Annotated in this window: 20 protein-coding genes; 6 read left to right on the forward strand and 14 right to left on the reverse strand. The window is 49.8% G+C overall.

The features are described 5' to 3' along the window. The first annotated feature begins 42 nt into the window (after positions 1–42). Complete coding sequence (locus tag COW20_00245) at positions 43–2,163, forward strand: elongation factor G (GenBank protein PIW51107.1); 2,121 nt, start codon at positions 43–45, stop codon at positions 2,161–2,163. A 58-nt stretch (positions 2,164–2,221) separates the two neighbouring features. Here the strand turns inward: COW20_00245 and COW20_00250 are convergent, their stop codons facing one another. The 5 genes from COW20_00250 to COW20_00270 all read right to left on the reverse strand — a co-directional run bounded on the left by COW20_00250 (position 2,222) and on the right by COW20_00270 (position 9,934). Next, complete coding sequence (locus COW20_00250) at positions 2,222–4,234, reverse strand: hypothetical protein (GenBank protein PIW51108.1); 2,013 nt, start codon at positions 4,232–4,234, stop codon at positions 2,222–2,224. A gap of 47 nt (positions 4,235–4,281) precedes the next feature. Beyond that, positions 4,282–5,418: a hypothetical protein gene (locus COW20_00255; protein PIW51109.1), complete on the reverse strand. Its 1,137-nt coding sequence runs from the start codon at positions 5,416–5,418 to the stop codon at positions 4,282–4,284. A gap of 3 nt (positions 5,419–5,421) precedes the next feature. Beyond that, positions 5,422–6,627: a hypothetical protein gene (locus tag COW20_00260; protein PIW51110.1), complete on the reverse strand. Its 1,206-nt coding sequence runs from the start codon at positions 6,625–6,627 to the stop codon at positions 5,422–5,424. Beyond that, positions 6,624–7,781 (reverse strand): RNA polymerase sigma factor RpoD, encoded by a 1,158-nt coding sequence (gene rpoD / locus COW20_00265; GenBank protein PIW51141.1) that lies wholly within the window; start codon positions 7,779–7,781, stop codon positions 6,624–6,626. Before rpoD ends, COW20_00260 begins: the two co-directional genes overlap by 4 nt. A gap of 302 nt (positions 7,782–8,083) precedes the next feature. Further along, positions 8,084–9,934 carry a DNA primase gene (locus COW20_00270; GenBank protein ID PIW51111.1) on the reverse strand — a complete coding sequence of 617 codons (1,851 nt, stop codon included), beginning with the start codon at positions 9,932–9,934 and terminating at the stop codon, positions 8,084–8,086. Positions 9,935–10,018: 84 nt separating this feature from the next. On the opposite strand from COW20_00270, the gene COW20_00275 reads away from it, so the two are divergent. Continuing rightward, positions 10,019–10,765, forward strand: a complete 747-nt coding sequence (locus COW20_00275) for a 2,3-diphosphoglycerate-dependent phosphoglycerate mutase (GenBank protein PIW51112.1) — start codon at positions 10,019–10,021, stop codon at positions 10,763–10,765. A gap of 1 nt (position 10,766) precedes the next feature. On the opposite strand, the gene COW20_00280 is transcribed toward COW20_00275, so the two are convergent. The 9 genes from COW20_00280 to COW20_00320 all read right to left on the reverse strand — a co-directional run bounded on the left by COW20_00280 (position 10,767) and on the right by COW20_00320 (position 17,408). Then, complete coding sequence (locus tag COW20_00280) at positions 10,767–12,359, reverse strand: hypothetical protein (protein ID PIW51113.1); 1,593 nt, start codon at positions 12,357–12,359, stop codon at positions 10,767–10,769. Between the two features lie 65 nt (positions 12,360–12,424). Beyond that, positions 12,425–13,564, reverse strand: coding sequence for an aminotransferase (locus tag COW20_00285; GenBank protein PIW51114.1), 1,140 nt, complete (start codon positions 13,562–13,564; stop codon positions 12,425–12,427). A 65-nt stretch (positions 13,565–13,629) separates the two neighbouring features. Next, positions 13,630–14,100, reverse strand: coding sequence for a 50S ribosomal protein L17 (locus tag COW20_00290; GenBank protein PIW51115.1), 471 nt, complete (start codon positions 14,098–14,100; stop codon positions 13,630–13,632). An 8-nt stretch (positions 14,101–14,108) separates the two neighbouring features. Beyond that, positions 14,109–15,098 carry a DNA-directed RNA polymerase subunit alpha gene (locus COW20_00295; protein ID PIW51116.1) on the reverse strand — a complete coding sequence of 330 codons (990 nt, stop codon included), beginning with the start codon at positions 15,096–15,098 and terminating at the stop codon, positions 14,109–14,111. Between the two features lie 48 nt (positions 15,099–15,146). Beyond that, positions 15,147–15,545, reverse strand: coding sequence for a 30S ribosomal protein S11 (locus tag COW20_00300; GenBank protein PIW51117.1), 399 nt, complete (start codon positions 15,543–15,545; stop codon positions 15,147–15,149). 15 nt (positions 15,546–15,560) lie between these two features. Further along, complete coding sequence (locus COW20_00305; protein PIW51118.1) at positions 15,561–15,929, reverse strand: 30S ribosomal protein S13; 369 nt, start codon at positions 15,927–15,929, stop codon at positions 15,561–15,563. 41 nt (positions 15,930–15,970) lie between these two features. Continuing rightward, positions 15,971–16,084: a 50S ribosomal protein L36 gene (locus tag COW20_00310; protein PIW51119.1), complete on the reverse strand. Its 114-nt coding sequence runs from the start codon at positions 16,082–16,084 to the stop codon at positions 15,971–15,973. Between the two features lie 14 nt (positions 16,085–16,098). Continuing rightward, positions 16,099–16,317, reverse strand: a complete 219-nt coding sequence (locus COW20_00315; protein PIW51120.1) for a translation initiation factor IF-1 — start codon at positions 16,315–16,317, stop codon at positions 16,099–16,101. A gap of 230 nt (positions 16,318–16,547) precedes the next feature. After that, entirely contained in the window at positions 16,548–17,408 is an 861-nt protein-coding gene (locus COW20_00320) for a hypothetical protein (protein ID PIW51121.1), read from the reverse strand. Positions 17,409–17,455: 47 nt separating this feature from the next. On the opposite strand from COW20_00320, the gene COW20_00325 reads away from it, so the two are divergent. The 4 genes from COW20_00325 (at position 17,456) to COW20_00340 (ending at position 23,779) form a co-directional block, all read left to right on the forward strand. Beyond that, positions 17,456–18,919: a hypothetical protein gene (locus COW20_00325; GenBank protein PIW51122.1), complete on the forward strand. Its 1,464-nt coding sequence runs from the start codon at positions 17,456–17,458 to the stop codon at positions 18,917–18,919. A gap of 88 nt (positions 18,920–19,007) precedes the next feature. Further along, positions 19,008–21,299, forward strand: a complete 2,292-nt coding sequence (locus COW20_00330; protein ID PIW51123.1) for a hypothetical protein — start codon at positions 19,008–19,010, stop codon at positions 21,297–21,299. A gap of 50 nt (positions 21,300–21,349) precedes the next feature. Continuing rightward, positions 21,350–22,813, forward strand: coding sequence for a glutamate--tRNA ligase (locus COW20_00335; protein PIW51124.1), 1,464 nt, complete (start codon positions 21,350–21,352; stop codon positions 22,811–22,813). A gap of 15 nt (positions 22,814–22,828) precedes the next feature. Then, complete coding sequence (locus COW20_00340) at positions 22,829–23,779, forward strand: peptide ABC transporter permease (GenBank protein ID PIW51125.1); 951 nt, start codon at positions 22,829–22,831, stop codon at positions 23,777–23,779. Positions 23,780–23,783: the final 4 nt, after the last annotated feature.

The following is a 23,783-nucleotide window of genomic DNA, read 5'->3' on the forward strand; positions in this document are numbered from 1 at the left end:
GTACATGACGTAAATATTAGAAATGGGCTATAGCTTAAGAGTATGATACTTGTAGATCAAGGACAAGGAGCATCTCTTATGAGCGAAGATTCTAAAAAACGAAATATTGCGGTTTTGGGGACTTTCGGCAGTGGTAAAACCACCCTGCTGGAGTCCCTTTTGCATTATTTAGGCGCTATTTCTCAAAAAGGAACGATTGAAGCGGGAACAACAGTTTCAGATTATGATGCTGATGAAATTCGTCGGCATATGTCGTTGGGCAGCAGCCTCTGTCAGGTTCGCACCGAAGATGGCTGGCTGTTTAATTTTATCGACACCCCTGGCTTTCAGGATTTTCTGCATGAAAGTTTAGACAGCTTAAACGTGGTCGAGGGTGTAATTTTGGTTTTGGATCCCCTCAAAGGCTTGGATATTACCACCCAGAAACTGATGGCTGCCATTCGTGAACGCCACTTGCCCTGCATGCTCTTTGTGAATAAATTGGATCATGATCAGGCAGATTTTGAAAGTTTTGCCGCCCAGCTTGAAGAAACCCCTGATTTCCAGAACCTCTATCACCTGACCCTGCCAATTGGGCACGGCCATGATTTGAGTGGTGCGGTTGAGGTGCTGGAAGAAGAAGCCTGGGTCACAGATGAATCCCGTGAAGGCCATTCTGAACAGATTCCGTCTGATCTGGACGCTGCCCATGGTTTAGAAACCCTGGTCGAAGAAGTGTCTGAAGAAGATGCCCATTTACTTGATACTTATCTTGAAACCGGCCATTTGCCGGTGGATGAAGTTCGCCATGTAATCCATGACAGTTTCAAAGCAGGGCACCGTCATCTGCTGCTTTCGGGCTCTGGTAAAACAGGGGCGGGTCTGCACAGTCTGGTCAGTGCCTTGAAATATCTGGCGATTCACCCCGAAGAACGTGGTTCTGTGGTTTGCCAAGAGGTTGAAAACCCCGAAAAAACCTGGGAAGTAGATTTGAACCAGGAAAAACTCTTCAGTGCCTATGTGTTTAAAACGGTGACGGATCCCTATTTGGGCAAGATTTCGTTTTTCCGGGTCTTTTCAGGCGTACTTCAAAACGGTCAGAATGTCTTGAATGCCAATGGTCACAATGAACGCATGGGCAAGTTGATGCGCATGCAGGGCAAAACGACAGAAGCTGTAGAAGAATTGGTGGCCGGAGATATTGGCGCGGTGGCCAAACTGGCACATACCCAAACCGGAGATACCCTGCTGGCCACTCAGCTCGCGGGACAGGCCTTTGTACTGTATCCGCTGAAAAAACCAGAGCCCATTTATTCTGTGGCCATTTCTCCCAAACACCGTCAGGATGAAAACAAGCTGGCCAATGGGCTGCATAAGCTCAAGGAAGAAGACCCTTATTTCACCCTTTCGGTGGACCCGGCGACTCATCAGTCGGTTTTGGGCGGTGTGGGTCAGGCCCATGTGGAATTGCTGATTGAACGTTTGGCCTCTCGTTTCCATGTTGAAGTTGAGCTTTCTGAGCCCCGAATTCCTTACCGTGAAACGATTACCTGCATGGCTGAAGCCCAGGGCAAGCATAAAAAGCAAACTGGGGGCCATGGTCAGTATGGCGATGTCTGGCTGCGCCTGGAACCCCTGCCCCGGGGGGCGGGTTTTGTCTTTGAAACCCAGATTGTAGGCGGTGTGGTGCCGCGTAACTATTGGTCTGCAGTTGAAAAAGGCGTTCAGGAAATTATGCAGGAAGGTATTCTGGCCCGTCAGCCGATTACCGACCTGAAGGTCACACTTTATGACGGTTCCAGCCACAATGTGGACTCTTCAGATCTGGCGTTTCAATTGGCGGCCAAGTTGGCTTTCCGCAATGCCTATGAAAATGCTCAACCCATACTGCTTGAGCCAATTATGCAGCTTGAAATCACCGTTGCTGAAGACCAGACGGGTGCCATTCTGAGCGATTTGGGCAGCCGCCGTGGCCACCCACTGGGCATGGAACTGCAACGCGGTGTGCAGGTAATTCAGGCCGAATTGCCCATGGCTGAAGTTTTGCATTACCCGCCTGTTTTGACCTCGCTGACCCATGGTCAGGGCAGTTTCAGCGCTCGCTTTTCACATTATGCAGAAATGCACGAGTTGCAAAAGCGGGAACTGATTGCACAGGTGCGTGAACTGGTCAGCCAAAGCTAATTGGGATTGAGTCTTTCATGCCTAAGCCGCCCCCACAGGAGCGGCTTTTTTCAGTGCTTTAATCGGGTTCAGTCGGAAGTGAGCGCTGTTCTATATGGGCTTGAAGTCGAGCGACCAGCCAGGCCTGATCGGTTTTGCTCAGGGTTTCACCCAGGCTATATTTCTTTTGGTCTTTTGCCTGAATGAGCACTCCGTCCTTTTGGGTTTCAAAATTGGCGCTCCAGGGATCGTTTCTCAGTCGAATCGTTTTAATTTCGGAGAGCGGCAGATGTTCCTGTTTGGGGGCATCAAGCGGAGAATAGGTTTCAATGAAAAGGCTGTCAGCTGTCATTTTGAGATGTTTACGGCTTCGTGTCAGGCGCAGCAGTGCCTGGCGTTCAGCGAAAAGATACCAGGCGATCGAAGGCAGATAGGTGAGTAAAAAGAGCAGAGCTACCCAGTCTGAGGTTAGAGCGTGCATACGCATCAGGGCGACCAGCAGAGAGAGATAACTGGCTCCCAGGCCCAGGGCCTGTATGCTTTGGCGGAGCACATGTTTCTGTTTTTGCTTGGTGTTCAGATCTTGAGGAGGAACGATAATTTCTGTTTGTTCCTCCTGTTCAGTGATGTGCAGTGCCGATTGATTCGGTAAGGATAAGACGTTCTCCGTATGGACGGGTTGAAAAGATTGGGCGGCACTCAGCTTATGGTCTGTGTGTTTGATGAGAGTGTCTTTTTTTTCTTCCAGAGCTTGCCTAAATTGAGCTTGAAGCAGTCTGAATAAATAGGCGCGATCTTGATCGTTTAAGGCGTGTCCAAAGCGATAAACCCTGTATTTTCCTGAACTGATCGATTGCCCGGAGAGGGTGGGTTGATGCTCTATGAGCTGTAGTTCTATCTGTTCTCCTCGATTTTCTAAGTTCCAACTTTTGCGTTTTTCTTCAATCCGGGCCAAACGATTCCAGGGGATTTCAAATGTTTCGCGAGGTTTTTGGGGGGGGGTTTGGGAAATAAAAATAGACTCTGCTGTGAGTTTGAGTTCGGTTTCCATCTGGAGCAGATGTTTGAATTTGTTTTTTTCGTAATAAAAGGATCCAAGCAGTAAAAACAGTAGGGGAGAAAAAAGACTGGCAAATAAAACGGGATTTGGAATGGTTACTAAAAAAATAATGCTGATGGCACTGAAACGGGCTCCCAGCAAAATAAGCTGGTGGCGTTCTTTTTTCTTTAGTTCATCGGAATGTGGATGGGCTGGAATTTGAATTTGGAGAAAATCACTTTCCTGTCTGACTTGTAATTGAGATTCAAGGGGAGGGCGCAAAAAGGCTCGTTCAGGAACTTTTGAATTGACTGGGACAGGGCGATTTTCTATTTGCTTTAGGGTTTCCAAGGCTTTTTCGGCACTCGGGCAGCGATCTTCAGGCAGTGGATCGAGCAGGCTGTGCAGCCAGGTGATCAGTGCTGGGCTGCAGTGGGCATAGGGTTCAAAATCCAGACGCAGGCGTTTTTGGGGCAATTCAGAGGGGACACGGCCTGTCAATAAATGCACCAGGGTGGCCGCCAGACCATAGAGATCACTGGTGGGAACGGCTTTGCCCGCAAACTGTTCGGGGGCCATATAGCCAAAGGTGCCTGCGACAGTCGAACTGCCTTCAGGGGTTAAGAGCTGGCTGACTGCGCCGAAATCGATCAGAAAAAGTTGACCTTCTTGATTCAGCACCAAATTTTTGGGTTTGATATCGCGGTGAATCAAAGGGGGATGGTGACCGTGTAAAAAGATCAGAATTTGAAGCAATTGCTCAGCCAGTTCCCGAATTTCTTGTTCGCTGGGTCGCCAACCATCGCCCAGTTTTTCGGCCAGGGTTTGACCTGGGATATAGGCGGTGATCAGGTAAATGCCATTTTCGCCCTGGCCCCAATCCAAGAAGCGGGGCAGTGCGGGATGCTCCAAATTTTTGAGGGTTTGGGCCTCGCGCTCAAAGAGTTCGAGGTTTTTCCAGGTGGGCATTTCGCTGAAATTCAGGGTTTTGACCACCACCTGCTGGTTCTGCCATTCGCCCAAAAGCGTTTTTTGCCCCGGGCGTTCCGCCAAGGGGCGAATGATGGTCAGATTTTCAGGCAGAAGGTTGGGAAGCGCGCTCAGGGCAAGACTTCTACTTTCTCAGGCGGGAAAGTTTCGTCCATCAGGCGTTCCATGGCATAGAGGGCAATCCCATAGGCATTGGAGGCCTCATGCAGGCGATGGGGCAGCTTGTCGGCAAAGTGCACAAAACGCTCTTTGATCAGTTGGTTGCGCCGGAAGGCATGTTCCATCATATGCTTACCGGCCACGCCGGTTGAAACCAATTGCAGCTGTTCCTGCTGACGTCCCAAGGGTTTCATGACCTCTTGCAGAGAATGGCCCAGATAATCGCAGAAATCTGTATAAATGACCTGGGCCAGTTCGTGCAGTTCTTTGGGGGAAATCGTTTTTAAATCCAAACCAATCGCACGGGCCAGCAGGATATAGGCGTCGTTTTCCTGAAGCAGGGGGAAATCGTGTTCCCGCGCAATTTCAGGGTGAATATACTTGAGCAGACTGGCAATCACCACCATGCGGCAAACCCGTGCGGTAAAAGGATACTCCTGGTCTTTCAGCTGGGCAGATTGCTTGATTTGATTTACCGAAGTATACAGCGCACCATGGGGCATAAACTGGTGGTGGGTCAGGCGGTGGCGCAGGTAACGCGCCAAACGGGCCCGACCTTCGGGATCTATCCGGCTTTTCAGAATCGGGGTAATATGGGTTTCGCGCGAGCCCACATCGACCACCATGGCATTTTTATACATGCGTGAGGCCAGATAGGCGCTGCCATAAAATTGCGTGGCCACAAAGGCCGAGGCATTTTCCCCCTTGACCGAGAAGAGCTCGCGGGGGGTAAAGGGTTTACCGTCGGCTCTTACTATCCCGACTTTTTCAGGGTCAAACAGCGATTGAATAAAGACATTGGCAGTATAGTGCAGACCTTCTTCATAGCTGCCAAAGGCAGAATAGGGCATGCCTGAGAGAAAATAAATCTTATTCAATTGTTGGGGGTCGATTTTTTTGACATAGAGAAACTGGGCGATGGTTTCCATCAGGGCCCCACCAAACTCACAGTAATAATCTGGGCCGAAATGAAAGGGCACACGGAAAATCAACCAATCGACATAGGGCACCTTTTGGGGACCTTCAACGTGAATCAAACACAGTTTAACCTGATCGATATCGAGATCGATGCCAAGGGTATAGGCCATCTCTTAATACACCGTTGAACTCAGCAACTTGCCCTTTTCATCGAAACTGAAATGGGAATAATCCAGATACCACCAAGTCGTGGTGGTACTGCCGTCATCGCGTTTAGAGGTGGTCACGCCTTCTGGGCCATGTTGGCGGCGTAACCAGACAGAACGCTGGTCAGAGCTGAGATGGGCGGGTGGATTGACCGGGCCGAGCTTGATTTTGTTCTCGTCCAGTTCTTGTTTCCACTCTTCCTGTTTGGCCTGGGCTTCACGGGCATAGTTGCTGTCTGCGGGAATATACTGCATCTGGCGATAGGCGCCACGCAGATTGCCATTGACTGCTTTTTCCATCGCCCGTTCGAAAATGGTGCGTACCCGTGTTTGGTTGAAAAGTGCTTGGGCTTCTTGCGCATATTCAGAAGTGGGGTTGATATTGGCAAGGGTCAGCAGGGCTTCATGCAGACTGTGTGAGGCGACCAAGCGTTTGCCATAGTTCAGCTCAATCAAATTCCATTTGCGCTGGGCTTCAGCATAGTAGGGCTGGCCAGGACGCACATAGCGCAGGTATTGCAGGGCCAGATCGACCCGTGAGCGTTCGTTATCGAGCACTTCCTGCTTAACGGGAACATTCCAGAGCAGAAGCAGGGTTTGGTTATTGGCCATGATCCAGTCGGCAATCTGAAGATAGCTGGTGGAGTCATGTTTGGCGCTGACGCGTGCGCTGAGATAGGGGTGCGGATATTCCCGCAGGGTATAGGCTGCGCTGAAATGCTCACTGGAACCCGCTACCATTTGGGCATAGGGTTCAATCGAGAAACGGCGAACCGGTTTTTGTTCGGGGTCGAGCAGCTCGATTTCGAGCTGAACTCCCCGTACCGCCAAAGGGGAGATGTTTTTAACAATTCCAGAAACTTCAACTTCGGTAATGTTTTGCTCTGTCAGCCGCACATTGACTTGAAGAACCTGCGCCAAGACTTCGGCTTTGCTGGGGGCTGCCGATTCTGTTCTTTTGAGGGGCATTGAAGCCGGTTTGGCAGGTTGAGGAGATGATTTGGGAGCTTGTGGTTTTGATGCTGGGGCCTGTGAACTTCCTTCTTCAGGCAATTCCAGGTTTAAATCATCTAAATCAAGATCCTCATCGGCAGAAAAGGCAGGTATGCCCGGCGCAAATAAGGCCAGAATAACGGCTGTGCAAAGGCTGGTTTTCCAGAGCTGATGTTTCATTCGATATACTCCCTTAAACGTCTGTTGCGGTTGGGATGGCGTAGCTTGCGCAGAGCCTTGGCCTCGATCTGGCGAATGCGTTCACGGGTGACATTAAAGTACTGGCCCACTTCTTCAAGGGTACGGGGGTTGCCATCGCCCAAACCAAAACGCAGGGCCAAAACCTCGCGTTCCCGATCAGAGAGGGTTTTGAGTACTTCGTCCAAGTCATCCCGTAGCAATTCCTGGGTGACAGATTCTACTGGGGTTTCACCATCTGTGCCCTCAATAAAATCACTCAGGCGACTGTCTTCTTCTTTGCCGATTGGGGTCTCCAGTGAGATGGGTTCCTGCGCGACTTTGATAATCTCGCGCAGTTTATCTACGCTGACTTCCATGGCTTCAGCAATCTCATCTTCTGTGGGTTTGCGTCCGTGTTTTTGAGAGAGCTTGCGCGTGACTTTTTTGAGGCGGTTAATGGTTTCTACCATATGCACGGGAATACGGATCGTGCGCGCTTGGTCTGCAATTGCGCGGGTAATCGCCTGACGAATCCACCAGGTGGCATAGGTACTGAACTTATAACCTTTTTGGTAATCGAATTTTTCAACGGCGCGAATCAAGCCCAAATTGCCTTCCTGAATCAAATCCAGAAAGAGCATGCCCCGCCCCACGTATTTCTTGGCGATACTGACCACCAAGCGCAGATTGGCTTTGGTGAGCATGCGTTTGGCTTCATTGGCGCTTTTGGCAAGATTGCGCAAATCTTCAGTGCTGGTGGCCTTGCCTGCTGCTGTGCGTTCTTCAGCGACTTGAATTTCAGCCTTTTCAAGATAGGCCTGAATTTCTTCCAGCGAAAGGCTTTGAATCTTGGAGATTTCCATTTCCTCTTCTTCGTTGTCGGAGAAGAGGCTGGCATCTTCAATAATTGTTTTTTTCAATTCGTCTTCATCGAGCACTTCTTCGTCTGAGGCATCCAAGGTATCCTGCATACCGCTGGTATTGTAGCTTTTGGCAATGGTTTTGGCTAAAACCTTGGTTAAACCAGGGGTTTGGGTTTGAATGACTTCGCTTAAATCATTTTGAAGAAATTTACCTGCTTCAATCCGTTTGGCCAGTTCGACTTCTTCCGCACTTTTCAAGAGCGGAATCGAACCAATCTCTTTGAGATACATGCGCACGGGATCATCGCTGGAGACGGCACTGGGAGTATCCAGATCCAGGGTGACATCTTCGTCTTTTGTTTCGTCTTCGCTGTCATCTTCAGTTGAAATTTCATCTTCTGTTTCAACATAGCGACTGTCTGCAACGGCCAGACCGGCACCTACCACGACCTGCTCACCCACACCGGGCAAATCATCTTCGTCTTCGCGGTGGCGGGGCGCATCATAATCTTGATTGCTTGACTTCTTGCGTTTACTGTGACCCTGTGTCAAATCCTGTATCTCTCCTTCAGGCTGAATCTATTTTCAGACGCTTACAGACCTGTCTGTCGCAGTTGCGCCAGCACTTTCATCTGCTCCATATAATCTTTCATCAGCAGCAAATAACTCTCTTGATCCTGCTCGGCTTCCGCTTGCTGGATCTGCTGACTGAGTTGACTGATTTGACGGTTCTGGCACTCAAGTTTAACATTTCTGATAAAATCAGCCAACGATTTATCAAAGTTAAGACTTTTAAGCTGCTCACTCTCCATCATTTCAACCAGACGCCGATGAATTTCTACTTCTGGAAAGACCGTAAACAGCTGCTGCCATTCAAAGGCATAGCCCTGTTCATGCAGGTCGACCAGATACTGGCGCAGATATTCATGCAGGGTGTCTACAAAGACCAGCTCCCGAACAGCGGCAACCACTTGCTCCCGACGTTCTGGATACTGGAGTATCAGATACAACAGGCCTGATTCTGACCCATACAGTTTATCACGGGCTTCGGCAGAAATAAAAGCAGACCTTGGGTTTTTGCCACTTGCCTCAGCAGAAGCTGACCGATTTTTTTTGGAACGTCCCGGTTTCTTGATTTCCTGGGTCAGTTGTTCTCGCAGCACGCCTTCGTCTACTTGCAGGCGCGCTGCGACCTGGCGAATTGATTCATCGCGGTAAACCGGTTCGCGGATGGTTTTTAAAATGGTGATCGCTGCTTTGGCGGCCAGGGCCTTGTCGAGCGTGCTGTCAAGCTGAAAGCCTTCCAAGGCTTTGTTTAAACGGTATTCAATCAGGGGCAGGGCTTGATCCAGAACCGCTTGAAAAGCCTCCGCCCCGCGTTGGTGGAGAAAGGTGTCAGGGTCTTCGCGGTCGGGAATTTCAATCACCTTGATTTGCATATGCATGTCTGCGCTGACTTCATGGAGAATATCCGCGCCCCGATCGGTGGCTTTTTGGCCGGCTGGGTCGGCATCGTAGCACATCACGATTTGCTGGCTGTCGGTAAAGCGCAGCACCTGTCGGGCCTGCATGGGGGTCAGGGCCGTTCCCAAACCTGCGACCGCATGTTCAAAACCGTATTGGTGGGCGGTGATAACATCCAGATAACCTTCCATCAGCAGCACCTGATCCCGCTCACGAATAGCTTTCTTGGCCAGATTCAGGCCATAGACATGCTGGCCCTTCTGGTAAATTTCTGTTTCAGGCGAGTTGATATACTTGGCGGCTACGTCCGGGCTCAGGGCCCTTCCGCCAAAGCCCAAAACTTCACCATTGACACTCACGATTGGAAAGATCAGGCGGTGGCGAAAGAGGTCATAATGCCCTTCCTTGTGGTCGTATTTGCCAAACAGACCACTTTTTTCAAGTTCTTCCTGGCTGAAATGCTTGCCGCGCAAGTGGTCATAGAGAGCGTTCCAGTGGTTGATTGCAAAACCCAATTGAAAGCGTTTCTGCATTTCTTCGCTGATTTTTCGGGTTTGCAGATAGGCCCGGCCTTCTGCGCCATATTCGGGGTGGTTCAGGGCCCATTCAAAATACAGGCTGGCTTCCTGGTTGATGCGGCGCAGGGTATTGCGAAAGATTTCTTCTTCTTCGGCGGTTTCAGAGAAAACCAGATGCACGCCCGTGACTTGGGCCAGATCCTTGATGGCTTCCATAAAGGACTGGTTATTGTGGCTCATCAGAAACGAGATCACATTGCCAGCGGCCCCACAACCAAAACATTTGTAAATCTGTTTTTCGGGGCTGACCACAAAGGAAGGCGTTTTTTCATTGTGAAAGGGACACAGACCTTTGTAGCGATGGCCTGTGCGTTTCAGGCTTACATATTGCCCTATGATATCCACAATATCCGCACGTTGGCGGATTTCTTCAATAATGGCGGGGTCTAGCTTGGAACTCATGGCGTTTTCAATCGCTCAAATAGAAATAGGGTCTTTGTATTATAATGCCCTCTGGACTGTGATTAACAGAGAAAGGGTCCTCTCATGTATAAACTTGTACTTCTGCGCCATGGCGAAAGTGAATGGAACCGTGAAAACCGCTTTACGGGCTGGACAGACGTGGATTTGTCTGAAAAAGGCCGGGCCGAAGCCGCTGAAGCTGGGCGCTTGCTCAAAGCTGAAGGTTTTGCCTTTGATTTGGCCTTTACCTCGGTTTTAAAGCGCGCGATTCGCACGCTTTGGATGGCCTTGGATGAAATGGACCGTGTCTGGATTGAGGTCCGCAAGGTTTGGCAGCTCAATGAACGCCATTATGGGGCTTTGCAGGGCTTGAACAAGGCCGAAACCGCAGCCCAGCATGGCGAAGATCAGGTCAAAGTCTGGCGGCGCAGTTATGATGTGCCCCCTCCTGAGCTTGAAAAAAGCGACGCGCGCTACCCAGGGCATGACCCCCGCTATGCGGGTTTGTCTGAAGCTGAATTGCCGCTGACAGAAAGTCTGGCCACTACCGTGGAGCGAGTCGTTCCCTATTGGGAAAAAGAAATTGCTCCTGCCATCAAAGCGGGCCGTCAGGTCTTGATTGCGGCCCATGGCAACAGTCTGCGTGCCTTGGTGAAATATCTCGATGGGGTGCCTGAAGCTGAAATCGTGGGCCTGAATATTCCCACGGGGATTCCTTTGGTCTACGAGCTAGATGCAGATTTAAAACCCCTGCGCCATTATTATCTGGGAGATCCTGAAAAAGTTCAGGCTGCGATCAGCGGTGTGGCCAATCAGGGCAAAGCCAAATAGCTTAAAATTCCCAGCGGAAACCTACACGCACTTCGGTGGCTGGGGGTGTATTGACCCCGGCCATCCAGTTTTGGCGCACTTCGGCGTTGAAATGGTGATAATCTACACCCAGACCGGCATAGCCGCCTGCGCCTGCAGAAACTTTCGCGCCCAACATGCCGGCCTGGGCGACAGCCCCCACCGTGGCATAGACACCGGCAGGGCTGTCGCTTGGTTTCCAGGCGGCTTTCAGCCCCAGTGAAGCTCGTGCCAGACCGGATTGATCTCCCCCCAGCAGCTGCAATTCCTGGGTGACACCGCCTTCAAAATGGCGCACAGAAAAGAGATCACTTTCACGGGAAATACCCACACCCGCCAAAATACGCCCTCCTTGGCTGGAGGCCACCAGGTGGATCCGTTCGGGGTCGGTGAAAAGGTTGCCATCTGAACCTGAATGGGTTTTACCGGGCGCCAAAAGCTGGTCAATCAGGGCATAGAGGGCGGCGTCTTTGCGTTGCAAAAGGGTTTTATCCCCGGTCAGATAGGTTTCCATGCCCTCAGCGAAATATTCGTAAGGATTGGTTTTGGCGTAGGAGGTAATAAAGCCCTCTTTGCCTTGGGTTTTCTTGTCTTTTTGCCAGGCCTGGCTGTAGAGGTTTTTCACGGCATCCCGTTGATCATCGTTGAGCAGATTGAGGTGAATGACGTGGGCGAATTCATGGCTGAAAACGCCGTGGGGGATATAGTCCCGCAACATGCCGCCACGGTCGAGCATGCGCAGTGAAATTTTACGGGCGACCAGTCCCAGCAGGGGATCTTTGACCACATGGGCCCCTGGCATGATCACCCCAGCCGTGCCCTTGGGCAGCACCGTATCAAAGCGGGCATTGGTTTCGCCTGTGACGAAGAAAAACTGAAAACCAGCGCCGTAGTTGTCATTGGCGATGGCATTCAGGCTGGGCAAGAGGCTGGGAAAATGCTGAAGGTAAACCTTGAGCTCATCCAGCACCTGGCGTTGTTCGGCACGGTTCAGCACTGTAAAGTTTGAAAAGATCAGTTTGAATTCAGCTGAATCGAGCAGAGCGAATTCTGCGGGAGAGAAGTCTGCTGCATAATCTGCGGGGTTGAGATCCAGATCGCGTAAAATCGGCGTGACTTCGCTGTCGAGTTTCAGGGCTGCCAGTTGGGGGCGGTATTTATCGCGCTCAGGGCGGGGCAATTGCAGGAGCAGACCGCGCAATTCAAGTGCTTCACCAATTTCGAGCTTGCCATCTTTGAGGGCCAGGGCCAAAGCCGTGCGGATCATATGGTGGGGTGAGCGCTCTTCGCCGGGGCTGAAAAGCCCCTGACTGCCCATCAGGGGCATGGCTTTGAGTAGGGCTTGAATCTCAGCAGGGCTGGCTTTGCGGCTCTGTTCGAGCAGAGAGGCGCTCAGGGGGCCAGGGGGGCTGGTTGGCCAGGGGAAGCGTGAATCGCTCTGGTATTGATCTTTGTGGCTCAGGATCTCGGCCTGAGTAGGGCTGAGGGGCGGGCGGCTCAGGCGAGTGGGGGACGGTTGGGGGAGACTTTGGGCTTGAGGTTGAATGGCTTGCATAAATCGAGAGGCTCCCCGCATGAAAAATTAAATAGACTTAATTATTATTTAATCAAAATTTAATTTTAAAGTCAAGTTAAACCTATCTATTCAAGCGCCGCCTTGAGAATCTCAAGCACCCGCTCCAGTTCGGTCTGGGTATTGTAAAAATGGGGTGAAAAACGCAGATAGCGTTCCTCACGCAGAGAACATTCCACCTTGTTCTGGGTCAGAATTTCATACAGGTGGGTGGCCTGTGCCGGAGGCAGATCGAGGGTTAAAATTCCCAGGCGTTCTGAAGAATGGGCGGGGGTAATCACTTTGAGACCGAGATCTTCACAGGCGTCCCGCAGCCAGGCCGTTAAAAACAGAATATGGGTTTCAATCGTGTGCATGCCGATTTCTTCAAACAAACCGAGTGCGGCATGCAGACCCGCAATGCCCAGAAAATTGAGCGTGCCTGTTTCAAAACGGCAGGCATCGCCACGGAATTTCAGTTCATAATCCAAAAGATCCCATTCGTTCTCCACACTCAGCCAGCCTGCAAAAACGGGTTTGAGTTCTGCTTGCAGGCGTTTGGAAATATATAAAAAGCCTGCACCAGCAGGGCCCATCAACCATTTGTGTCCACCGCAGGAGACAAAATCAATGCCGAGGGTTTCGACATTCAAATCGGTAGCTCCCAGGGCTTGGATACTGTCGACACTCAACCAGGTGCCGTGTGCATGGCAAAGTTCGCTTAAACCTTCCAAATTTATGCGTTGGCCGCTTAAAAACTGAACTTGGCTGACCGAAAGCAGACGGGTGCGAGGGGTCATGGCGGCGGCAAAATCTTCAAGTGCCAGATAGTGGCCACGGGGGGTGACATAATCAATTTCAACACCGAGATGGCGCAGGTTTTCAAAGGGATAGACATTGGCGGGAAATTCCAGACGGTTGAGCAGGATGCGGTCACCGGGCTGCCAGGGAAAACTGGCAGCTAAAATATTGAAGCCACCGGAGGTATTTTGAGAAAAGGCAATCCGGTCGGCATGGGTATGCAAGAGGCGGGCCAGTCGCTCACGGGCTTCCTGCAGTTTGGGCTGAAAGGAAAAATAGTTCTCGATTTCTGTGAGGTGCCGTTGGGCAATATACTCATTCAAAGTTTCAACCACACGGGTGGAAAAAGGACTGATCGCCGCGTGGTTGAGATAAATCTGGGTTTGAGTATGCGGAAAGAGTTCACGATAGGGGGCCGGAAAATTCATGGTTTTGTTCTCCAAATTAAAACAGGCAGCCCAGAGGCTGCCTGTTCAAACATCTGCTTTAAGTATCAGACCAGCTCAACCAGAGCCATGGGAGCGCCATCACCACGACGGGGGGGCAGGTGCAATACACGCACATAACCACCGTTGCGATCGGCATAACCAGGGGCAATGGTTTCAAACAGGCGCTGGGCGATTGTTTTTTCGCGTGCCTTTACCTGTTTGGACTTCTCATCACGCTTGACCACGCGATATTTGGTTTCGTCTACAATATCTTTCTTCTCCACGGTCAAAACCACGGGTTTGCTGGAACGGTTTTCCAGCAGGTAGGAAGATACCAAACGACGGGCATTCAGATCTTCTTTGCCACGTTTGGCAAGGGTGATCATCCGCTCAACTTCAGCTTTCACAGCTTTTGCTTTGGCTTCGGTGGTTTCCACACGGCCATGCTTCAAAACCTGGGTGGTCAGACTGCGCAGGAGGGCCCGGCGCTGATCGGCCGGCAGGCCAAGTTTATGACGTTTTTTCTTGTGTCTCATGGATCAGTTTACTCCTCGTCTGCGTCTTCATCATCATCGTCTTTTTTACGCCCACCGCTGCGGAGCAGATAACCCATACTTTTGACTTTATCAATGACTTCTTCAGCAGATTTCTTACCGAAGTTCTTGATATCCATCAGTTCACGCTCAGATTTCTTGAGCAGATCTGACAGGTTAAAGATATTGGCACGCTTCAAGCAGTTATAGGCACGGATAGAGAGTTCCAGCTCTTCAATGCTGATCTCTTCTTCCTTGGATTTTTTGGGCTCATCTTCCTGTTCAGCCATCAGGCTGCCCACCATAGACATGCCTTCACCAGAAAGAACCGTAAAATGACGGAACTTTTCAGAAAGGATGGCGGCACTGGTGCTGATAGCTTTATCGGGAGCGATGCTGCCATCGGTCCAGACTTCCAGGATCAGTTTGTCAAAATTGGTGATCTGACCCACGCGGGTATTTTCAACCTTGTAATTGACACGGTGCACGGGCATGTAAATGGCGTCAATGGGGAGCCAGCCCAGAGGAAGTTCCTCACGGCGAACTTGTTCAGCAGGCACGAAGCCTTTGCCTTTTTCAACACGCATTTCCATTTCCAATTGGGCACCATCCTGAAGGGTGGCCAAACGAGCCGCTTTGTTAACCACTTCTACTTCACTGTCACAGACAATATCCGCAGCGGTCACATTCGCGGGCCCTTTGATGGACAAAGTCACAATTTTAGGACCTTCTCCATAGGATTTAAAGGCAACTTTTTTGAGGTTCATGATCACGTCAAGAACATCTTCAACCATGCCTTCAATCACAGAAAATTCATGCAAAACACCGTCAATTTTGACGGCAGTAATTGCTGCGCCTTCCAAATCGGAAAGCAAGACCCGACGCAGGGAGTTACCAAGGGTGGTACCATAACCCTGATCCAGAGGCTCGGCTACAAATTTGCCGTAGAGACCATCGGTCGTCTCAAAGGATTCCACACACTCAATGGTTGGGTTTTCCATAGGTATTCAGCGTTTAACCTTTCATTCCAGAGGTAATGAGTCTATCTCTTAGACTCTGCGCCGTTTGGGCGGGCGGCAACCGTTGTGGGGGATAGGAGTTACGTCACGGATACGGGAAATTCCCAGACCCACTGACTGTAAGGCACGGATGGCGGTTTCGCGACCTGAACCAGGACCCTTCACATAAATATCTACTTCTTGCAGGCCATGATCCATGGCGGTGCGGGCTGCATTTTCAGCAGCAGACTGGGCGGCAAAGGGAGTACCCTTCTTTGCGCCTTTGAAACCGACGGTGCCGGCACTTGCCCAGGAAATGGTATTCCCCTGGCTATCGCTGATCGTAACGATGGTGTTGTTGAAGGTGGATTGAATATGAACCACACCTTTGCTGACACTGCGTTTGATTTTGCGACGGGGCTTAGCGGTTGATTTGGCTTTGCGTGACATCTGCTCTTTCTCTCCTTATTTCCGTCCACGTCCGGCAACGGTCTTACGAACGCCGCGACGGGTTCTAGCATTGGTCCGAGTTCTTTGGCCGCGCACGGGTAGACCGCGACGGTGACGGATGCCTCGAAAAGTGCCGATTTCAATCAGGCGTTTAATATTCAATTGAACTTCCCGGCGAAGATCACCTTCTACCCGGATATTGTCGATTTCTTCGCGCAGACGAGCGACTTCGTCATCGGATAACTGATGTGTACGGGTATCAGGGTTGATACCTGTTCTCGTCAGAATTCCCTGACTTGTTTTCAGTCCAATACCAAAGATATAAGTCAGCGCAATTTCAATGCGTTTGTTGCGTGGCAAATCCACACCTGCAATACGTGCCATAAATACGTCCAGTTAACTCCTTTTCATTCTGTTCGCAAAGATTATCCTTGGCGCTGCTTGTGTTTTGGATTTTCACAAATCACCATCACACGGCCTTTGCGTTTAATTACACGACATTTGTTACAAATCGGTTTGACAGATGAGCGTACTTTCATAATCTTCTTCTCTCTTATTTCAATCGATACGTGATCCGCCCGCGGGTCAGGTCGTAGGGAGACAACTCGACCTTTACCCGATCCCCTGGCAGGATCTTAATAAAGTTTTTGCGCATCCGCCCGGAGATATGGGCGAGAATTTCATGGCCGTTTTCCAGCTTCACAGTAAACATGGCGTTCGGAAGCGATTGCTGGATCGCGCCTTCCATTTCAATAACGTCTTCTTTTCCCATAAATTAATCTTTCTCTTAACCTGAATTATACGTTCTCACCCAGACAGTGGCAAGTACAAGCATAGATGCCAGTACAGGTACAGATCGGCTTTGAACGGGGTCAAAACACAGGCTAACCACAGGCAAACCACGGGGTATAACCGATGACTCGGATTATAAGGTTGGGTGTATTTAGACAAAGAAGTATCTTAGCGCAATGCATAGCAAAAAGCCAGATGATTCAGCAGAGATCATCGCAAAAAATAATATTTTTCGTATCTGTGCTGTGTGCCGGTGATCAGTTTGCTCCAATAGTCACATAGACGGCCTCTGGCATTTTTGTCTTGACAGCCATATTGCGCCAGTTGCAAACCGGCATAGCGTGCCCAGAGCAAGAGCAGGGTCTGGTGCACCGCTCCCAGGGGGCTGATATCTCCTTGTGGGCTTGGCAGCGTAAGCGTATTCTCGTGCAGTTGGGCTTGAGCATTCGGGAGACAGAACGCTTGAAATTGGGGGGGGATTCCTTCAAGCGCTAGATCGGGAAGCAGGTTGTGCAGATCGGGAGGGGCTTGGGCTGTTCCTGCCAAAGCCAGGGTGCTGGGACCCAGACTTTGTGTCCAGACCAACAAGCGATTTCCTTGAAAAAATTCAAGCATCCCCGGCGCTATCAGCGCGGCTTCTGTTTGCCAAAACCAGTAGCCCGCTTCAATTTTGTCTGTTGGACGCAGATCCAGGATCAGTGTGGAAGGTTGAGCTTCTGAAATAAATTCCTGGTCTTTGCTGAAGTTTACACCCCAACCCTGTGCATCAGCGCGCATCTGCCGCTGAACTTTTGTAAAGTCCAAAATATGGGTGGGCCAGGCTGTGAGTAAGGTTTCACCGCTTTCAAGATAGCTGACAAGGCCTGTGCATTTTTCCTGCAGCCAGCTTTCAGGCCAAGCGGCTGGTGTTTCGCCAAACCAATCATAGGGAGATTCTGCCAGTGCCCAAAGTGAAACAGGAACCGTGGGCCCTGCGACTGTCACTTTTTGACCCGAGCGCGCGACCAAGAGTGCCAAGAGGCTGCTGGCGGGAGTTTCTCCCAAAATGATCAAATCGTTTGAAATTTGCACGTGACTCTCCTTTATTTCACGGGGCGCTATCCTATACAATAACAGGTATGCGCATTGATATCCGTGGTTCTGAATCTGATTTTTCTGGCTATCAGCCTGCTCGGGCGGGTCAGAATCAAGACTCTCCTGCTTTTCAGGCCTTGCTTGAACAGGCCTTGGGCTCTGCTGTGCTTGCCACACCTCAACCCTCTCCATCTTCTGCTGTTCCTGTGATGCTCAGCATGAACCCTGTAAATTTGACTGAAGATGAGTTAGATGCCCAAGAGGATCTTGAAATTCAAGAAGAAGAGTCTGAGCTGCTTGAGATTCGCGAAGAGTCCTATGAAGAAGATTTGCTTGAAAATGAAGAGGTCATGGAAGACCTTGTTGAGCAATGGGAGGAGGCCGCTCCCGGAGAAGAGGATAAGGTGTCGGAGCGGGAGCTTGACGATCTTTCAGATCAAATGGACTTGCAGGATTTAGGCCTGGATCTTGCCGATGATTTACCCGAATTGGGCTTGGAGCCTGAATCAGCGATTTTAGACGGAGATTCTGATTCTTCGAATTCCCGCGATTCCTCAGAAGAAAAACAAGGCAAGGCCTCTGGCAAATCAGGGCAGGCTTACTCCGCCGAATCGGCTGCTGTGCAGGAACGCGAAATGACCTATACCGAGATCCAGCATCTGGTGGATACGGTTTTGCATGGCAGCAGTACGTTGCCCTATAAACTTCACCGTGTTTTGGGCAAAGTGCTCGATAGCCTGATCTCTGGGCAGCGCTACCCTTTGGATCAACATACGCTTTTGGATCTTGATGTTTCTGAATGGAAAACTCTGTTTGAACTTTTTCCTCCCCGTTTTTTTCACGGTTTGATTCGACCTTTACAGCTCAATGCAGGGAATGATTTTCAGCAGATCAAGGCGGGTTATGCATTATTTGACAAGGTCTTTTATCAGCGTGGCTTGGAACCCCAGGATTTGGATTTACTTGAAGAACTCTGGGGGGCTTTGGTACCTTTGCCGAGCATGTTTACCAGCTGGTTACGTCAGCCTGAATTGCCCACCTTGTCTTTGACAGATTTACAATATCCGCTTGAGATGTTACAACAGCATCAGGGACTTTTACCTGGGGCCAGTGGCAGAATTCAGGGCCTGGCTTTGCAATATCTGCATCACCCTGAAACGGCGGTTGAATTGCTGAGTATCAGCCGACAAATTTTGCACGGACTGCCCTTAAACGAAGCCCAGAACCAATTGTTGAGTGAGAAACTTGCAGACTATTGTTTTTCAAATGCACTTCAATCATCAACCCAGATTGTGCCTATTTTAAGCAAGGCACTGGCAGGGCAAGATCTCAGTCAGGAAGAAATTTTGCAGATTTTGCAGGGGGCCTCTCAAAAAATTCTCAGCCATTTGCCCTATGCGCAGTTGCCAGCTTCTCTTCAGGAGATTATCGACTTTATTCATACGGATCCTGACCACAGTGAAGACAATATCCTGGCACTCTTTCTTGAGAATGAATCCCAGAGCTGAGTAGAGTCCTGGTATAATAGAGCGTCCTTTCAGGTCACACGCATTGCTAACCCTTGCATTCTGGCTGCAAACAATATAGGAATCAACTATGCTCACTCGCCTCGGAACCTTTGTGGTCCGCTTCCGTTTGTATATTATTCTGTTCTGGATTCTCCTGCTGATTCCAGCTTTTTATGCCAGTACCCATCTTCACAATGTTTTGCAGGGAGAAGTGACCAGTGCCAAAGGTGGGGAAATGTACCGTCAGGAAGCTTTGCTCAATAAGGAGTTTCCTGAACAATATCTTTACAATATCCTGATTGTCTTAAAAAGCACGCAAAACAAAGTTGAAGACCCCGTCTACAGCCAATTGATAGAGCGCTATATCAAAGTTGCTCAGAGCGTAAAAGGGGCGGCCCCTCCCGTTTCTTTCCAGCAGGATCCCAGCATGCTCAGCCAAGACCATCGCAATACCTTTGTCTATATTGGGCTTGAAGCCCGCAATTACAAAGACGCCGATGTCTTGGCCCTGCATTTGACCGAGGCCTTGCGAAAAGTGGAACTGCCCAAAGGTTTTGAAATGCGTTTGACCGGAGGGCCTCTGTTTGGGCGTGAAATTACCACGGTCAGCGCCAAGGATGGGTTCAATACCGAAAAGCGGATTTTGCCGATTGTCGGCGTGGTGCTGATTTTTGCCTTTGGCGGTTTGGTGGCTGCGGGCCTGCCGCTTTTGATGGGCATGATGAGTACCCTTCTGACCCTGGGTATTTTGTTTATTCTGGCTCATTTTTTAGAAATCACTTCCCTCTCCCAGAATATTGTTTCCATGCTCGGCTTGGGTGTTGGCATCGATTATTCCCTGCTGATGGTCAATCGCTTCCGTGAAGAGCTTTTTGATAAGGGCTATGGCAAAGAGGAAGCTGCGATCCGCACGGTAGAATCTGCGGGGCGCACGATTCTCTATTCGGGCACTGTGGTGAGCATTGGCCTGATTGCACTTTTGATTCCGAATGTGGTGTTTATGCATTCTCTGGGCCTGAGCGGTTTGTTGGTGGTCTTTGTAACGATTCTGTTGGGGTTGACGCTTTTACCTGCTGTGCTCTCGCTTTTGGGAGACCGTATCAATACGCCTCGCCGTTTGGTGCGTATGGCCAAAGAGGCTTGGGGCCAAAAGCGGTTCTGGTATCAATGGGCCCGTTATATTATGTCCCGTCCGCTCTTCTTTGGAATTGTTTCGATTGGCATGTTGGTCTGTTTAAGCCTGTTTACACTTGAAATGAAACTCTGGAACACCACGATTCGGATTATGCCCGACTCCATGGAAACCAAGCAGGGCTTTGAGCGCCTTTTGGATATCGATGGCAAGTATAAGTTTGCGCCGATTATTGTCACTTTTTCAACCAAAGACAAATCACCGATCTGGCTCGAAAAAAATCTGCGGGATGCATATTCGTTTATGCAGGCCGTTCAAAACCAGGAACCGATTATCAGTATGGTGGGGCTGGTCAATACCTCCCAACCGCTGGATGCCCATTTGCCGCTTTACAATACGATTGCGGGATACGGGGGCATTGCCAATATGCGCTTTTTCCAGCCTGCTGTCAGTCTGCCCTATATCAGCCAGGATGAATCCCAAGGGGCCTTGGTGATGTACCATGCTTTTGACGGCTATGGTATTACCGAAAGCAGTGCGGATATGAATACGATCCGCGATATCCGTGAATTCAGAGATCAGGTGGCTACACATTTCCCCAATCTTGAAATCATGGTGGGGGGGATGAGCGCGATTCCTGTTGAAATGCAGGATGCAATCTATGATAATTTTCCTTTTATTGTGATTATGACCGTGATTGTAACTTATCTTCTAACCATGTTTTCTTTTGGTTCAATTCTGCTGCCCTTAAAAGCGGTTTTTTTGAATTTGCTTTCGGTTACGGCCACCTATGGCTGTATGGTCTTGGTTTTTCAAAAGGGTTTTGCAGCCCATATTTTGGGCATCGATGTTCTGCCTGAAGCTCTGATGGTGGTTTCTCCCTTGATTTTGTTTTGTATCATTTTCGGTTTGAGCATGGATTATGAAATTTTCCTACTCAATCGGATCCGAGAAGAATATGATGCGGGAGCCGATACCGAAGAGGCGATTGCGATTGGAATGGAAAAAACAGGCGGGATTATTACCAGTGCCGGTTTGATCATGATTCTCGTTTTTCTTGGATTTGCTTTTGCCCGTCTGATTGTGATCAAAGAGTTTGGTTTGGGGTTGGCGATTGCGATTTTTATTGATGCCACGATTATTCGCTTGATGGTGGTGCCGGCCTTGATGAAACTTTTTGGTCGTGCAAATTGGTTTTTGCCCAAATTTTTGGATATTCCCATCCTGCGCAAGGCGCTCAAGGATTAGGAATTTGTTTTTTTCTGGTCTATACTGAATGAAGTAAAAGGTATGCATTCATGAACTTAAATCCCGCTTCGATCCGTGTGCGCATTGCTCCCTCCCCTACCGGGAATCTGCATATCGGCACGGCCCGTGCCACACTTTTTAATTATCTCTTTGCCCGTCGCCATGGCGGCACGCTGATACTGCGTATTGAAGATACCGATCAGCAACGTTCAGAAGCCCGTTATACCGACAATATTTTTGCCGGTTTACGAGGCTTGGGGCTGAGCTGGGACGAAGGTCCAGAGGCTGGGGGGGCCTATGGCCCTTATTTTCAGTCTGAGCGTGGCCCGCTTTATCTCAAGGCTTTGGAGCAACTCGAAGCCACAGAAAAAGTCTATCCCTGTTTTTGTTCGGAAGCTGATCTGCAAGCAGAACGCCAATTGGCCGAGCAGGCAGGAAGCACCTATGTCTACAGTCGAAAATGCAGTCATTTAAGCCCTTCTGAGGCTCATTCCCGTATTCAGGCTGGGGAAACCCCTGTTTGGCGCTTAAAGGTGCCTTCCAAGCCTGTGGTGTTTGAGGATCTGATTCGCGGCAAGATTGAGATTCACAGTGATTTGATTGGCGATATTATTATTGCCAAGCGCGATCGCAGCCCGATTTATAATTTCGCGGTGGTGGTCGATGATGTGGAAATGCGGATTACCCATGTCTTGCGGGGAGAAGATCATATCAGCAATACCCCCAAACAGATTTTGATCTACGAGGCCTTGGGAGCCGATCTGCCAGCCTTTGGGCATTTGCCGATGATTCTGGCTCCTGACCGATCCAAGCTTTCAAAACGCCATGGCGCGACCTCTGTTTCTGAATACCTTGAAAAGGGTTTTCTGGCCGAGGCCCTTGTCAATTACCTGGCGCTCTTGGGTTGGTCTGCGCCTGAAAATCGTGAAGTGCTTTCGCTTCAGGAGCTTTCAGAATTGTTTAATCTTGAAAATGTGACCAAGAGTGGGGCGATCTTCGATATTGAAAAGCTGACTTGGTTGAACAGCCAGTGGCTGCGCCAGCTTTCACCTGCGGTGCTCTTAGAACGCCTCCAGCCCTTTTTCAAGCAAGCTGGATTGGCCACAGAATCCCAAGATCAGGCTTGGCAGGAAAGCGTGATTACACTGGTTCAGGAAAAAGCCAAACTTTTGCCTGACTTGATTGAACAGGCAGATTTTCTCTGGCAAACGTCTCCCCAGTTTGATCCTGAACAGACCGCCAAAGCCTTTTCCCTGGCTTCTGCGCAGGATGTGCTGATGGCTTTTGAGAAAGCTTTCTCAAACTTGATCAACTGGTCAACCGAAGCGATTCATGAGGTTTTTGAAGCGCAAAAAGGCAGTTTGCCCTATAAAATGAAAGACATCATGTGGCCTTTGCGTGCGGCCTTAACAGGGCGTACAGCGGGAGCTGATTTGCAGCAAAGCATTGTTTTGTTGGGGCGGGAGCGCTGCTTGCAGCGTCTCAATCAGGCCCTGACCCAACTGCCCAATTAAACTGAAGGGGAAAATATGCTGGAGTATATCATTAAGCGGCTTTTACTGATTCCCGTAACGCTGATCGGAATTTTCACCATTACCTTTGCGCTTCTGTATATTGTGCCCGGAGACCCGGTGGCTACCATTATGGGAGAAAAAGGGGATGCAAAAACCAAGGCTGCAATTCGTGCGCAATTGAATTTGGACAAGCCGCTTTATGAGCAGTATGGTCTGTATTTGGGCAATGTGGTCAAAGGCGATTTGGGGCAGAGTTTTATTACCCGTAAAAAAGTGACTGATTCGATTGTTGAGGCCTTTCCCCTGACCTTCAATCTTGCACTTTTATCCGTGATTATTATGACGGTGATTGGTATTCCCGTGGGCATTATCTCTTCGATCAAGCAGCGCTCGCTTTTGGATCGGGTTTTGATGGTTGCGGCGATTGGGGGCGTTTCGGCACCGGGTTTTTGGGTGGGTTTGATTGCGCTTTTGCTCTTTGTACATATTTTTCATATCTTTCCTTTGAATACGATTGAAGTCACTTCTTTGGGCTGGCCTGGTTATTTGGGCTATCTGATTTTACCCGCTTCGGTTTTGGGGGTGCGTGGCATTGCGATTGTCGCACGCTTGACCCGTTCTACTCTTTTGGAAGTGATTCGCCAGGATTATATCCGCACAGCCCGTGCCAAGGGCCTGACTGAGAAAGTGGTTATTTTTAAACATGCCCTGCGCAATGCTTTGATTCCCGTGATTACCTATGTGGGCATGGATTTGGCTTTCCTGATGGGGGGAGCCGTTGTGACTGAAACTGTTTTTGCCTGGCCTGGTTTGGGGCGCTTGGCTGTTCAAGCCTTGCGTCAGAAAGATATTCCCGTGGTCTTGGGAACCGTTTTATTTACCTCGGCCTTGATCGTGGTCGCCAATCTTTTGACCGACCTTTCCTATGCTGCAGTCGACCCCCGTGTTAAATTGGGAAATAAATAAGGCA

The organism is bacterium (Candidatus Blackallbacteria) CG13_big_fil_rev_8_21_14_2_50_49_14, assembly GCA_002783405.1.
GTDB lineage: Bacteria > Cyanobacteriota > Sericytochromatia > UBA7694 > UBA7694.